Raw genomic sequence first — 13,370 nt, 5'->3', positions numbered from 1 at the left:
TCAATCACCGGCGTCTTCTGGAGACCATAGGAAACATCCCTCCGGCTGAAGCGGAGGAACGATACTACGCCACGCAGGATCAACCGGCGGTGGCAGCATAACTTAAACCAAACAGCCTCCGGCAAACCCGGGGCGGTTCATGGTCTTGTCATCGAAATGACCTGACACCGCCCGGTCCCAATCTCTCGAGATAAAACAACGGGACTTGCCACGGTCAGAGCGCCCTGCACGTTTTAACCCGACTGGTCCCTCGGCTTCATACTGCTTGATCCAGGAATAAAGTGTCCGCCGTTTCAGAACGATAGGCCTACCGGCCCAGTCGATAACCGTAGTCTCCTGAAGTTGTGCAATTACCTTTCCGCGTTCAGCCGACCCTGGTTCGGTTTCAAGCAGATTTGCAAATGTCTGCAGGAACCATGCGACCTTGCGGCTGAACTCAGAAGGAACTGAACGTCTCGTGGGATTTGCAAATTTGCGCTCTGGACTGGTCGGCTCACTGCAAAAGTCTTGAAGATCACGCGGCAAGCTGCACGCTCTGACCTCATAAGACAGGCCAGACCGTCCTCCGGTCCCATCAACCAATCTCACTTCAAGTATCTGCTTCCGCCAGGGTTTTCCGGTATGAGCACGCTGGAGCGCCTGCCTCGCCTTGCGTGGTGATATTCCAGCGCGTTCCGCGAGCTCCGGAACGCTTAGCCACATCGCGAGCAATCCGACGCCTTCAGACCAGCGGCAAGCCTAATCCGCGCTGCAAGGGCAATCGCATTGTTGCTTATATTCTCGCCATTCAGCGACTGTTCAGCTGTTCGCCTTACAATTCCGTGCGCCTTGCACCACGCGTTCAGCGATGTGCCCTGTAAAACAAACCCCGCACGCACGGCACGCAATAACTGATCATCGTCTTTAATTGAAAGGTAATCCATAATATGCATCCTCACTGTCTGCATTTTGCAGCATATTAATCGTCATTTTGCAGATGTCAATCATAAGTCAGCATTATGCGGATAAGGAAACAATGGCAAAAGGAATCAAAGTAAACGCCAGCGAGGTAATTGAACGCTTAAAGGCATCAACCAGTACGAATACCGATATCGACCTGGCTAACTACTTTGAGGTCTCCAACAAAGCAATTTCATCCTGGAGAACGAGAAACTCGATCCCCCTGGAATTTTTGCTACAGGCCTGTGCCGGAACCGGAGAAAAGATAGACTACTTTCTCTTTGGCGAAGCATTCCCGCGACAGCAGACCGAATCGCTTGAGACCCGGATCGATGATTTCTGGATTACGACCATGAAGCTGACCGGCGAGCGGATCCTTATCGAGATCCTGGAAAAGCACGCACCTAAAGAACTTGCCTTCATGGATGCGGAGGAAACACTGGCCAAAGGTGAATCCATCGGCATGGCGATGTTGATATTTGCCGATTTTATCGAACGAAAGAAAAAGGAGCTTGTCGACAGCGGCCGCATGACCAACGACGAATTCAAAGAATACATTCGAAACGTCGACCGCTACGACCTCCCCTACTTTGCACGGGCAATCAAACACAGAAACAAAAATGGTCCGCAATAGGTCCGCAGTCGGCCGTTCCACATAGGCAAAAATTTAATCCGCAGTTTATTTCTTCTTTTGTTTTCAATATGTTCCTAAATCAATCTGCACTGGTTGATATTGCGGACCCTACGGTCCGCAATCGAAAACCAATCAACTTTTTGAAAAAAAGCCACATTTGGCAGTCTGGTGCCGATTAATTCCGGCCAAAAACTCCACATCCGCAGCAGACTAATTCCAACAACCTCATCACAGAAGCTACAAAACCTTAAGTCTTGTGGAACACAGTGAGAACAGGTATGGTACGTTCATGATTTGTACCCAACCGGGTCACGCTGGAGAATCTAGGGATGTTGACGCGCAAGCAATATGAACTGCTCATGTTCATTCATGAAAGGTTGAAGGAAACCGGGGTTCCCCCGTCTTTCGACGAAATGAAGGACGCGCTTGACTTGAGGTCGAAGTCCGGCATTCACCGGCTGATCACGGCACTCGAAGAGCGGGGCTTCATTCGCCGCCTCCCGAATCGGGCAAGGGCAATGGAAGTCATCCGCCTGCCTGACTCAATTGCCCCCGGGCTCAGCTCACCGCCGCCACGCGGCAGTTTTTCGCCCGAAGTCATCGAGGGGTCTCTCGGCAAGGAAACACCAAAGGTGTCCGAGCCGGAACCGGAAGTGGCCGGTACCGAGATACCGGTCATGGGTCGGATCGCCGCAGGTGTGCCGATCGAGGCAATCCAGACCCACAGTCACTCCATCACGGTACCGCCCGAGCTGATCGGACGGGGCGAGCATTATGCCCTTGAAGTTCGCGGAGACTCGATGATTGAAGCCGGTATTCTCGATGGTGATACGGTTTTGATCCGAAGGACCGACACAGCCGACAGCGGAGACATCGTTGTTGCACTGGTCGACGACGAAGAAGCCACCTTGAAACGTTTGCGCAAAAAAGGCGCCTCGATTGCCCTGGAAGCCGCCAACCCGGCCTATGAAACACGCATCTTCGGCCCTGGACGTGTGCGGGTGCAAGGCCGGCTGGTTGCCCTGTTCAGGCAATATTGAGCGCTCTGGAAAGACCAAAACACTCTATATCAGAAGACCTATGGCGTTCCTTTATGCCAGGGTCGCGCCGGACGTGATTTGGCGGCGATCCAGTGATCGACCACTGTCCGGGTAAGACCGCTTCCACGCTCTTGGGAGGTTCTGTTGTCTTTGACCGTTTCCAACCAAAGCGACAACGCCCCTGCCCCTCGCCGCTCGGCCCCGGCGATCACGATCTCCGCGGCACAGTCGTCGGGAACCTCCAGATCAGTGATGACAAGGTCCGCCAAGAAACAATCCATGGAAAAGGCCTGCGGGGTTTTGGGCATGGCGATGTACAAGGGTTGACCAGTCGACGTGCCGGACACCCGTTGCTCGATACCCCGCCTTGTTTCTGACGCAACTTTGCGAAGTTCCCTCTTCGGCTCCGGAGGATAGGCCTGGTAGACACATCCCATGCCGTCGCAGCGGTACTGATCCGGTGTCATTTTCTGTCTTTGAAAGGCAACTTGTGCCTGTCCTTCCGCTTGCAGCCAGATGTCGGTCTCGAAACCAGCCCGCCTCGACGCGATATATAAAAGCCCACCTGCCCCCCGGATTGCGACGCGCTCGCCTGAAGCAGAGACCTGAACATCAGGCGGGCGTTCGCTCCAGATCAACCCTGTTGCCAACAAGAGCGCTGGAACACCGGCAAGACGAAACCAACAGCGCGCCAAAACAACCAGAAAAAGCCCAATGATCAGGAGCAGCGTCGCCAGGTCGCCTGGCGGCACCAGATGCCCATTGCCAACGCCGAGACCATCCGTGCCAAGGTCAATGGTCCAGCTGGCAATCGCAAGCAAGAGCTCAAGGCCTGCCTCCATGAGTTTTAGAGGCAACGCTGCCAGGCCAAATGGCATGAGCACAAGCGCGAGCACGCCCATCGGCATGATTACAAGCGTGAACACCGGCATGCCGAGCAAGTTCCCCAAGAGTCCCATGGGTGCAATGCGGCCAAAGTGATGCGCGCCGACAACGCCGGTTGCGACCCCGGCGACAAGCGCCGTGACCAGGAGCCCCGCAAGCGCGCGCGCCACGTATGAAAGCAAGCGCCGGATCATCCCGCCATCTGTACGCAGTTGGAAAGTCCCACGCTCATCGCGATGCATTCGCCAGGCCCCATAGACTGCGACAAGGCAGATCACAGCCGCAAAAGACATCTGAAACCCGGGGTGAAGAAGCCGCTCGGGTGCCAGAAGCAGAAGCACAAGCCCGGCCAGCGCAACGCTATGAAGCGTCAGTCCCTTCCTCGACACAATCAATCCGAGGAACACCAGACTGATCATCATATAGGACCGCTGTGTCGCAACTGATGCCCCGGAAAGGGCCAAGTAAAGCGTCGCAGCCAGGAGCGCCACAACCGCTGCAACCTTGTGCGACGGCAACTTGAGAGCAGCGGTTTCAGAGGCAGCCAGCAACAACAACGCAACCCCGAAAGCCCCCCCGGCAAAAAGCGCCATATGAAGCCCCGAAATCGCAAGAACATGAGCCAGCCCCGACGCCCGCAAGGCGTCCTCTGCCTCCTCCGAAAGCCCACTCCGATCTCCAACCAGCAGGGCCACGGCAAGCTCGGCCCCGTCACCAACAGGAAGAACAGCCCGAATGCGACCTCCAATACCTGATCGAACGGTCTCAAGATGACGCTTGAGGCGAAGCCAATGAGAGGCCTGTCCCAGGTCCACCAGCTCAGGCGCGCCATAGGAAAATCCGGTTGCGCCGATGCCATCGAAATAGGCCCAGAAAGAGAAGTCATAGCCTCCAGGCCTTGCCGGACCTGATGGCGGAAACAGGCGGGCAGTCAGATTGACCCCGTCACCGGTGCGCACCACCGCTGCCTTGGGTATCGAAATTCGAATGGTCTCGGGCAAACGGCCTCCACCAAACGGCTCGCCCGGCGCGCGCAGTTTTCCGTAGTCGTTATAACTCAAAGCCTGAAGAACAAGACGTGGACCACGCGCACTTTCCTGTCTTTCGAGCACGCGCCCCTCAAGCGACAAGGTTCGAGGCTCATAAAGTCGGGGCGCCTCGCAAAGCGTGACGCGAAGGCTTGCCACCAGAACACCGCTCAACACCGCCAGGAGCAAGGTCGCCCCAACCCCGGCCTGGCCCGCCCCCATCTTCCGACCGATCCACACCAGTGTGGCCAGAAAAACAGCGCCGAGGGCCGCCGAATTCGGTTCTTCGGGAAGCACCATGTAGATGAGGATCCCAAAAGCGAAGGCGAAGCTGACCCACAGCAGGCCCTGTTCTTCCTGCAAGGGATTACGGCGAAGCTTGGAACCTGGCGGCAGAGCGAGCGCACCGATCTCCTCCCGGCCATAAAGAGGGCGACCAGAAGCGGATCCGCCGCGCGACATGTCCTGAAAGGCCTTGAGTATTTGGCGCAAGCGACGGTTGCTCGGTCCGGACCGTTGGCCCGCGTCATCTTTTACACCTGTTTCCCCGTCCGCCCGGCGGCCCTTGATGGACTGCGCAGTTGCTGCAGTGCCTCCTCCTGGCACGACACTGCCATCTGAGCCGGGCGGTGGATCCGCACCTGTTGCGGTCAAATCCTTCGCGCCCCTTTGGACTTTCACAAGCCTATGCTAAGACGCCGCCAACACGGCGGCCGTCCGCCTGCTTCAACATTCTGGCAGAGACCCACAAGAATCACCATGGCCAATCAGATCGTTACGCGTTTTGCTCCCTCACCGACCGGTTTCCTTCATATTGGAGGTGCCCGAACAGCCCTTTTCAACTGGCTGTTTGCCAAGCACCACGGCGGCAAGATGCTTCTGCGCATCGAGGACACGGACCGTGCCCGCTCAAACCAGGAAGCCGTGGATGCCATTCTCGACGGACTGACATGGCTAGGTCTCGACTGGGAAGGTGAGCCGATTTCACAGTTTGGCCGTGTCGACAGGCACAAGGAAGTGGTCGATGAATTGGTTGCGACCGGCAAGGCCTATCGCTGCTATGCCACTCCGGAAGAACTGACCGAGATGCGCGAACTGGCACGCGCAGAAGGCCGCCCTCCCCGCTATGACGGCCGGTGGCGGGACCGGGATGTGTCCGAGGCGCCTGCCGGCGTTGCCCCCGCCATCCGGTTAAAAGCACCCGAGGAAGGCGAGACCGTGGTGGACGATCTCGTCCAGGGCCGCGTCACCTTTCCAAACAAGGATCTCGACGATCTGGTCCTGATGCGCTCCGACGGCACTCCGACCTATATGCTTGCTGTCGTTGTGGATGACCACGACATGGGCGTCACCCACATCATCCGCGGCGATGACCATCTGACCAACGCCGCCCGCCAGAGCCTGATTTTCCAGGCCATGGGCTGGACGGTACCTGCCATGTCCCACATCCCGCTGATTCACGGCCCTGATGGTGCAAAACTGTCCAAACGCCACGGAGCGACTGGCGCAGAAGCCTACCGCGCCATGGGCTATCTTCCGCAGGCCATGCGCAATTACCTCGCACGCCTGGGGTGGAGCCACGGTGATGAGGAAATCATGTCGACCGAAGACATGATCAAATGGTTCGGCATGGATGCTGTCGGCAAGTCGCCATCACGCTTCGACTTCAAGAAGCTTGAAAACCTCAATGGCCATTACATGCGCAGCACGGACGATGCCGAGCTGCTCGCGCATTGGAAGACCTGCCTTGCCCACACAGACGGCGGCAACGCCGTTCTGAAATGGATGGCCGAGGGTGAGAATGAAGCGACCGCACTCGCAGCTCTGCCCGGCCTGAAGGAACGGGCCAAGACCCTGGTCGAGTTGAGCGAAAGCGCGAGCTACCTTTGGCGTCAGAGGCCGCTCGATTGCGACGAGAAGGCAAACAAGATACTCGACGAAGGTGCTCGCGCGATCCTTGCAGACCTCAGCAATGTGCTCTCTGGGGTGTCTGACTGGGCAGCGGAACCTCTTGAGGTTGCCGTCAAGGCTTATGCCGAAGAAAAGGAACTCAAACTCGGCAAGGTCGCCCAACCGCTGCGCGCTGCACTCACGGGGCGTGGCACGTCTCCTGGCATTTATGACGTTCTCGTTGCACTCGGCAGGGAAGAATCCATCGCTCGCGTTAGTGATCAGGCAAGCTAGTTGCCATAAGTTGTCGCAGGGCAGCGTTTGGCTGCCCTAACGGTTTCAGCCGAAACGCGGCCATGTGACCAAAGCGCTAGGACCGTTGCCTTGCGGCCCTGCACCAAATGGGATACGCAGAACGCGACCATTTCTCCGGCTGCATCTGGCAGGCCTGTTTTCCCATGTGTGGAACGCAGCAACCCGCCGCTCGGGTGCCGCAAAGAGTACTTGAAAAGGGGGTTACCTGAATGGCCGAAAACAAAGCCAAAGTGAACGTCGGTGGCGCAGACCACGAATTTAACGTTCTGGAGGGATCCGTTGGCCCGTCTGTAGTGAACATCTCCTCACTTTACAAAGACACCGGCATGTTCACATACGACCCGGGCTTTACGTCCACGGCGTCATGTGAATCCAAAATCACCTATATCGATGGCGACGAAGGTACGCTGCTTTACCGCGGCTATCCGATCGACCAGCTCGCCGATCACGGTGATTTCCTCGAATCTTGCTATCTCCTGCTTTACGGCGAACTCCCGACCAAATCGCAGAAAGAAGATTTCGTGGAGCGTGTGACCTACCACACGATGATTCACGAGCAGATGTCCCGCTTCTTCTCCGGCTACCGTCGCGACGCTCACCCAATGGCCGTCATGTGTGGCACCGTTGGGGCCCTGGCCGCTTTCTACCATGACAGCACGGATATCTCCGACCCGCATCAACGCATGGTCGCAAGCCTGCGCATGATCGCAAAGATGCCGACCATCGCTGCGATGGCCTACAAGTACCACGTCGGTCAGCCGTTCGTTTATCCGCGCAACGACCTGGATTATGCCGCCAACTTCCTTCACATGTGCTTTGCAGTTCCATGTGAAGATTACAAGGTGAACCCGATTCTGGCCCGTGCAATGGACCGGATCTTCATCTTGCATGCAGATCATGAGCAGAACGCATCGACTTCGACCGTTCGTCTGGCCGGTTCTTCAGGTGCAAATCCGTTTGCCTGTATCGCTGCCGGCATTGCCTGCCTTTGGGGTCCGGCACACGGCGGCGCCAACGAAGCAGCGCTCAACATGCTGTCCGAAATTGGCTCTGTTGATCGTATTCCCGAGTATGTTGCCCGCGCCAAGGACAAGAACGATCCGTTCCGTCTCATGGGCTTCGGTCACCGGGTGTACAAGAACTACGATCCGCGTGCGAAGATCATGCAGAAGACCTGTCACGAGGTCCTCGGCGAGCTTGGCATCAAGGACGATCCGCTGCTCGATATCGCAATGGAACTGGAAAAGATCGCACTCAACGATCCCTATTTCGTTGAGAAGAAGCTTTATCCGAACATCGACTTCTACTCCGGCATCACGCTTCGTGCGCTCGGCTTCCCGACCACCATGTTCACTGTGTTGTTCGCTCTTGCGCGCACAGTGGGCTGGATCGCCCAGTGGAAGGAAATGGTGGAAGATCCGTCCCAGCGTATCGGCCGTCCGCGTCAGCTCTACACAGGCTCGCCAAAGCGCGACTACACGCCGATCGAACAGCGCTAAGTCGCCGTCATCGAAACAAATTAAAAGGGCGCCTAACGGGCGCCCTTTCTGTTTGTCGCTTCATTTGTGCCGATAGACCAAATCGCCGGGGTCAGGCGCCTTCGCTCGATCGTCGAGCCACGCACCCAAACGCTCTGCCAAAGCCCGCGAGCGTAGATTGTCATCATCAATATAGCTGACCAGTGACGGCAAGTTCAGTTCAGTCAGCGCCCATGTCCGAAAGGCGGTTGCGCCTTCAAAGGCATAGCCCTTCCCTTCGGCGCCCCCATAGACAAACCAACCCAACTCAGGCTCGGGAAACAACGGGCCGCCATTAATGCCGACCTGTCCAATGCAGAGCCCGCTCTGCTTGTCGTCCATCATCAAGGCTCCATGGCCGAAGAGTTGCCATTGGACAAGGTCGTGACAGAACATGCCCCAGGCGACGGGGACTTCGTGCGGCCCGCCCATGCCTGAAGATCTCCCGGACCGCATCATGTCCCGGTAGGCAGGCCAATCATCATAGGATTGGGCGCGCAAGATCAAACGGTCGGTTTCAAGTCTTGGGATATTCATGAGACCTCGGACAAAGAAAGGTGGCAACCGCACAACGCCACTGCTTGTCCCGCAACCAACCGGTTCAATCAAGTCTGGCGTTTCAAAACCTTGAGCACGATGGACGCCGCCGCATCGCTCTGCTTTCCGCCGTCCGGCAACCGCATTCGGGCATCCAGATCCTTCAATGCTTCGACCTGGTTGCGTCGTTCGCTGCTATCGATCAGAAGCTCACCGATCACATCCGACAATGTGCCTGGGTTGGCTTCGTCATCCAGGAATTCCGGAACGACATTCCGGCCAAGTATGATGTTCGGCAGCACCATGGAACCAACGCTGGCTATCGGAATGATCTTGTGTATCTGCCGCAGACGACGATAGAACCAGTCAAGTTTGTAGCAGATTGCCATGGGAACGCCGGAGATGGCGAGTTCCAGGGATACAGTTCCTGACGCGGCCAGAGCCGCGTGGGCCCTGCGGAAAGCTCTATATTTGTCGGCCTCACCGTCAATGATGGTCGGCTTGCTCTTCCACTGGGCCACCCCGTCAACAATGCGTTCGCGCAGATGCGGAACAGCAGGAAGAAGCACCTCCAGATTCGGGAACCGCTCCTTCAACTTGTCGACCGTTCCTCCAAAGTCAGCCAACAGGCGGTCCACCTCGCTGCCACGGCTGCCTGGGAGGACAAGCAAGACCTTTTCGAGTCCGTCGACAGGCGCCCGTTCCCCCGCGGATGGGCGAAGTTCACTGAGCCGTTCAATCAATGGATGGCCGACATAATGTGTTGGAGGGCCACCAAGCTTCCTGTGTATCTCAGGCTCGAAGGGAAGAATTGCCAGAAGCTCGTCCACATAGGCTGTCATCTTGCGCGCCCTGCCCGGCCGCCACGCCCAAACTGATGGAGAGACATAGCCTATGATCGGAATATGCGGAGCATGTTTTCGCACACGCTTTGCAACGTTGTGCGTGAAGTCCGGACTGTCGATGATCACGAGCACATCGGGATCGCTCGCCACGATCGCATCGACGGTTTGATAGACTCTTCTGACAATCAGGGGCAGCCGCGCCAGAACGGCGGAAATCCCCATGACCGAAATATCCGAGATATCGAACAGGCTCTCCATGCCAAGGGCCTGCATGCGGCGACCACCCAACCCGGTAAACGCCACGCCGCCATCACCGAGCCGCTGCTGCAAGGCCTCCATGAGCCGGCTGCCAAGAAGATCTCCTGATTCTTCGCCGACACAGATTGCGACCCTGACCGGGTTGCCCGACAGTGACATGTCGCCTCAACTCCCGTCGTCGAGTGTTTCTGCCTGAAACCCGAACAGAAACAGACCAGCGGCATCAGCCTTGGCAATCGTCTCGGAACGATCAGAAACAAGAGCGCCGCCAGCTTCGACCGCAATCCCCGCCAGTCCGGCTTTCGCTGCAAACTCAACTGTTTTTGGACCGATGGTCGGAAGATCTACCCGAAGGTCTTGCCCGGGCTTGACCGCCTTGACCAGTACGCCGGCCTTACCCTTGGCTCGCACCCGGCCGCTCTCCCGCAAGGTCGCACAGCGCTCCAGCATGACATCCGTGCCTTCCGCGCCTTCCACCGCGATCACGCGCCCGCCAAGCGCGACTGCTGCCTGGCCGATGTCGAGATCACCCAGACGCGTTGTCGCCAATCGGGCGAGCTCCAGATCACGGAGATCCTCCGCGCGTGGCTTATGCACGCCCATGGCGTCGCCGGCAGCAAGAAGTTCGGGTGTGATGTCCTTGATGCCGACCACCTGATAGCCTTCCACTTCAAAGAGACCAATGACCTTCGTCAGAAGGCTATCGTCTCCGCCTACAAGCGCCTTGAAAATTTTCGGCAAACGTTTCAACGTTCCGAGATCGCCGACAATGGAGGTGAAGTCGGGGCGCTTTGTGACGCCTCCTATTAGCAAGACCTGCTTACAGCCAGCTTTTGCCATAGACTTGTAAAGTCGGCCGATTTCACCCCAACCGAGCTCGATATCAGCCCTGGCCTGCAGCTCGGTTTCGGCCTCTCCCTTGATCGCGACCACGTAGGCCGCGCGCTGTTGAGACGCCAGGCCATCCAGCACTTGAAGCGGAATACGACCATTGCCGCAGATCACGGCGACGGGAGCAGCCTTGGACTGCTCCTGAAAGCTCATGGATGCGGACACAGGCGCTTGCATGGTCGACCGATCAGTCGCTACCGCGCGGCGTACAGAACCTGCGGTTTTCCTTTTCAAGGATGAAGTCGGTCACCGTCTTGACCAGTGGCTGATCAGCATTCTCGGTAGCCACTGAGTCCGCGCGCTCACGAAGGGTGCCCTCATCGCTCTCGAACAGCTGCTTATAGGCGCCTCGCAGTGCATGTATCTGCTCGCGAGGCAGCTCCTTGCGCTTGAGCCCGATCAGATTGAGACCAGCAAGGCGCGCCCTGTCGCCGATAACCGACCCAAATGGAATCACATCGAACTCGACACCGGTCATGCCACCAACGATCGCACCCGTACCAATTCGGCTCCACTGACGCACTGCGCTCAAGCCACCCATGATGACATGATCTTCCAGCTCGACGTGACCCGCCAGGGTCGCATTATTCGCAAGAATGACATGATCGCCCACGATACAATCGTGACCGACATGGGCGCCCATCATAAACAGGTTGTTGTTTCCGACCTTGGTCAGGTCACCGCCACCTGCTGTTCCCGGGCTCATGGTAACATGTTCGCGGATCTGATTGTTCTGACCGATTTCAAGCCGGGTCGGCTCACCGGCGTATTTCAGATCCTGCGGCTTGTGACCAATGCTCGCAAAGGGAAAGATATGCGTACCACTGCCAATCGTTGTATGACCGGCCAACGCGACATGCGCTTCGAGAATGACACCTGGCTCAAGGCGCACATTTGGACCAACCACACAATAGGGTCCGATCCGGCAGCCATCACCGACAACAGCGCCGTCTTCAATGATCGCGGTGGAATGAATATCTGCCATCAAGTCCTCACGCATCCACCAGCATCGCGCTGATTTCCGCCTCAGCAACTTTCGCACCGTCAACCATCGCGACCGCGTCGAACTTCCAGATCGTGGCACGTTGGCGGATTTTCTTGACGTGGAAATGAACCTGGTCGCCCGGCACCACCGGCTTGCGGAACTTGGCCTTGTCGATGGTCATGAAATAAACGAGCTGCGGTGGGCTGTCCTTGCCCTTCGCATGGACGCACAAGGCACCGGCAGTCTGTGCCATCGCCTCGATCAAGAGCACACCAGGCATCACAGGGCGTGTCGGAAAGTGTCCCTGAAAATGCGGCTCGTTGATCGTGACGTTCTTGATGCCGATGCAGCTGTCATCACCGTCCATCTCGACGATCTTGTCGATGAGAAGGAACGGATAGCGGTGCGGAAGAACTTCCATGATCCGCATGATGTCTGCGCTGTCGAGCGTCTTTTTGTCTGTCTCTTCCATTCAAAGCCCCTTGGCGCCGGGTGCGCCGTCACATAGGTGGATCCAAGTGCGGATCCGTTTACTTCTCGCTGCCGCGCTCTGCAAGCTTGCGGATCGCCGCAAGTTCCCGGAACCACTGTTTTACGGGCTTCGCCGGTGTTCCGCCATACCGACCACCAGCTGGAACATCGTCATTGACGATACTCACGCCAGCTATCTGGGCACCCATGCCAATCGTGACGTGGCCGCGAACGCCGGTCTGCCCGCCAATGGCAACATAATCTTCAAGCGTACAACTGCCTGAAAGCCCTACCTGGGAAACGATCACGCAATGGCGGCCAATGACAACGTTGTGTCCGATCTGGACCTGGTTGTCGATTTTGGTTCCTTCGCCAATGACCGTATCCCGGTTTGCGCCCCGGTCAACTGTGGTGTTGGCGCCGATCTCCACATTGTCCTGAATAACGACCCGTCCAATCTGTGGAACCTTCAGGTGACCACCTGGTCCCATGGCATAGCCAAAGCCGTCCTGACCGATACAGACACCCGGGTGAAGATATACCTGGTTTCCGATCAGAGCGTGCTGGACAGACGCATTCGCGCCGACAACGCACTCACGGCCGATACGAACACGCTCACCAATGACAGCGTTCGCCCTGACAGTGCTTCCCGCACCAATTTCCGCACCCGCACCAATCACGGCACCGGCCTCTACAACAACGCCCTCTTCGAGCACCGCAGTGGGTTCGACCACAGCACGGTCCGAGACACCCAGCGCATTTTCTGCGCGCGGCACCATTGCAGCGGGAAAGAGTTGCGCCAGAACGAGGGCCCAGGATCTGTACGGCTCACGGCATAGAAGCACGGCCACGCCGTTCGGAACCTTGTCTTTATGTTTGCGACCAACAAGACAGGCCGCAGCTCGGGTCTCTGCCAGTTTGTTCAGGTAGAGCGTATTGTCAAAAAAGACGAGAGATCCGGGAACAGCATCTTCAACCGGAGCAACACCGGAAACCTTCAGAGCCGGATCGCCCGAGAGTATCTCCGCCTCCGCCCAATCAGCAATGGTCTGGAGGTTCACATTCTCCGGAGCGGCAAAGAAAACGGGATCTGACATGCTCTTCTTCCAATAGCAAACGGCCGCCGAGACATCGG

At 57.4% G+C, this 13,370-nt stretch carries 12 protein-coding genes; 4 read left to right on the top strand and 8 right to left on the bottom strand.

The window, feature by feature from the left end:
• Nucleotides 1-692: 692 nt before the first annotated feature.
• Complete coding sequence (locus ABJZ52_RS19000) at nucleotides 693-923, bottom strand: hypothetical protein (protein ID WP_192108176.1); 231 nt, start codon at nucleotides 921-923, stop codon at nucleotides 693-695.
• 92 nt (nucleotides 924-1,015) lie between these two features.
• Between ABJZ52_RS19000 and ABJZ52_RS18995 the strand changes: the two genes are divergently transcribed.
• Together ABJZ52_RS18995 and lexA are read left to right on the top strand one after the other, a co-directional pair.
• Nucleotides 1,016-1,573 (top strand): helix-turn-helix domain-containing protein, encoded by a 558-nt coding sequence (locus ABJZ52_RS18995; RefSeq protein WP_348191335.1) that lies wholly within the window; start codon nucleotides 1,016-1,018, stop codon nucleotides 1,571-1,573.
• Between the two features lie 329 nt (nucleotides 1,574-1,902).
• Nucleotides 1,903-2,613 (top strand): transcriptional repressor LexA, encoded by a 711-nt coding sequence (gene lexA, locus ABJZ52_RS18990; protein ID WP_348191332.1) that lies wholly within the window; start codon nucleotides 1,903-1,905, stop codon nucleotides 2,611-2,613.
• Between the two features lie 38 nt (nucleotides 2,614-2,651).
• Here the strand turns inward: lexA and ABJZ52_RS18985 are convergent, their stop codons facing one another.
• A complete protein-coding gene (locus ABJZ52_RS18985) occupies nucleotides 2,652-5,180 on the bottom strand; it encodes a ComEC/Rec2 family competence protein (RefSeq protein WP_348191329.1) in 2,529 nt (842 codons plus the stop codon).
• A 105-nt stretch (nucleotides 5,181-5,285) separates the two neighbouring features.
• On the opposite strand from ABJZ52_RS18985, the gene gltX reads away from it, so the two are divergent.
• Together gltX and gltA are read left to right on the top strand one after the other, a co-directional pair.
• Entirely contained in the window at nucleotides 5,286-6,710 is a 1,425-nt protein-coding gene (gene gltX, locus ABJZ52_RS18980) for a glutamate--tRNA ligase (RefSeq protein ID WP_348191326.1), read from the top strand.
• Nucleotides 6,711-6,940: 230 nt separating this feature from the next.
• A complete protein-coding gene (gene gltA, locus ABJZ52_RS18975) occupies nucleotides 6,941-8,230 on the top strand; it encodes a citrate synthase (protein ID WP_348191324.1) in 1,290 nt (429 codons plus the stop codon).
• Between the two features lie 60 nt (nucleotides 8,231-8,290).
• On the opposite strand, the gene ABJZ52_RS18970 is transcribed toward gltA, so the two are convergent.
• From ABJZ52_RS18970 to lpxD, 6 genes are all read right to left on the bottom strand, one after another.
• Nucleotides 8,291-8,785, bottom strand: coding sequence for a GNAT family N-acetyltransferase (locus ABJZ52_RS18970; protein ID WP_348191321.1), 495 nt, complete (start codon nucleotides 8,783-8,785; stop codon nucleotides 8,291-8,293).
• 68 nt (nucleotides 8,786-8,853) lie between these two features.
• Nucleotides 8,854-10,047: a lipid-A-disaccharide synthase gene (lpxB, locus tag ABJZ52_RS18965; protein ID WP_348191318.1), complete on the bottom strand. Its 1,194-nt coding sequence runs from the start codon at nucleotides 10,045-10,047 to the stop codon at nucleotides 8,854-8,856.
• A 6-nt stretch (nucleotides 10,048-10,053) separates the two neighbouring features.
• Nucleotides 10,054-10,956 (bottom strand): UDP-2,3-diacylglucosamine diphosphatase LpxI, encoded by a 903-nt coding sequence (lpxI, locus tag ABJZ52_RS18960; RefSeq protein WP_348191315.1) that lies wholly within the window; start codon nucleotides 10,954-10,956, stop codon nucleotides 10,054-10,056.
• A gap of 10 nt (nucleotides 10,957-10,966) precedes the next feature.
• Complete coding sequence (lpxA, locus tag ABJZ52_RS18955) at nucleotides 10,967-11,764, bottom strand: acyl-ACP--UDP-N-acetylglucosamine O-acyltransferase (protein ID WP_348191312.1); 798 nt, start codon at nucleotides 11,762-11,764, stop codon at nucleotides 10,967-10,969.
• A 7-nt stretch (nucleotides 11,765-11,771) separates the two neighbouring features.
• A complete protein-coding gene (gene fabZ / locus ABJZ52_RS18950) occupies nucleotides 11,772-12,236 on the bottom strand; it encodes a 3-hydroxyacyl-ACP dehydratase FabZ (RefSeq protein ID WP_153768934.1) in 465 nt (154 codons plus the stop codon).
• A gap of 58 nt (nucleotides 12,237-12,294) precedes the next feature.
• Nucleotides 12,295-13,332, bottom strand: a complete 1,038-nt coding sequence (gene lpxD / locus ABJZ52_RS18945; protein ID WP_348191309.1) for a UDP-3-O-(3-hydroxymyristoyl)glucosamine N-acyltransferase — start codon at nucleotides 13,330-13,332, stop codon at nucleotides 12,295-12,297.
• Nucleotides 13,333-13,370 lie beyond the last annotated feature (38 nt).

The organism is Roseibium sp., assembly GCF_039982295.1.
Classification (GTDB): Bacteria; Pseudomonadota; Alphaproteobacteria; order Rhizobiales; family Stappiaceae; genus Roseibium.
Note: the sequence above shows the minus strand (reverse complement) of the source record. Positions and strands in the feature narration are given on the sequence as shown.